Here is an 807-nt window from a genome sequence, read left to right as displayed (position 1 = left end):
GGGGTCGTTTTGATACGAAGACACGGCACCTTAGCCGGCCTTGTCGCTGACTCAGTAGCCTGATTGCGCCATGATCGTGTCTGATATCGACATGTGAATACCATGAGGTCGTATTGGAATTTTCTACGAATCTCTCAGCTATTCGACCGAACCACGCATCAGCCGGGAAAAAGATCGAGTCGAATATGTCAACATTCAGGGCGGTAGTTCAGATAGCGTCCGCCGGCGAGTGGCTGACTATTATGATGGGGGCTTTTGGACAGGGGCTATGCAATGGATCTGAAGTTCAGTCATGTAGATGTACTGGTCAATAATCTCGAGGAAGCCTGTGCTTACTACGCACACATACTAAACGCCAGGATTTCCAAAACACTTGTCTGGGAGCGGGGCGGTCTGCATGTTCGCTACGCGATTGCTCTGATAGGTCAAGAACGTTTCATGCTGGTGCAACCGTTGGCAGGCAATCTGAAAGAGCTTTTGGATTCTTCAGGTGAAGGCATGATTTACCGCCACTGCTACTCAACGAAAGATATCGAAAAAAGCCTATGACGAGCTGATGAACGCGGGTGTTCAGCCTCAAGACGAAAATGGAGCGCCATTGGCTCGCGCGAATCTGCAATCCCCGGCCGGCGCACGTATTATCTGGCTACCAAAGCGCTTCGGGCATTTCTCTATCGAGATACTCGAAGAAAAGGCGCTGGAAGCGTTTATCGAGACTGCGTTTATCTGAAAAAATAGCGGCCACTCTTGGATTAAGTGACTTGGCAATGGCAGCGAGCGGCGCGGTGCCAATGCCAGCTTTTATTC

At 50.4% G+C, this 807-nt stretch carries 1 pseudogene; it reads left to right on the top strand.

Going from position 1 to position 807, the window contains the following annotated elements:
- The first annotated feature begins 273 nt into the window (after window positions 1–273).
- Window positions 274–730, top strand: a pseudogene (locus tag HT737_RS29295) (VOC family protein).
- Window positions 731–807 lie beyond the last annotated feature (77 nt).

It is taken from the genome of Pseudomonas sp. MD195_PC81_125 (assembly GCF_014060985.1).
Classification (GTDB): domain Bacteria; phylum Pseudomonadota; class Gammaproteobacteria; order Pseudomonadales; family Pseudomonadaceae; genus Aquipseudomonas; species Aquipseudomonas parakoreensis.
This window is presented reverse-complemented; position numbering and strand designations above follow the sequence as displayed.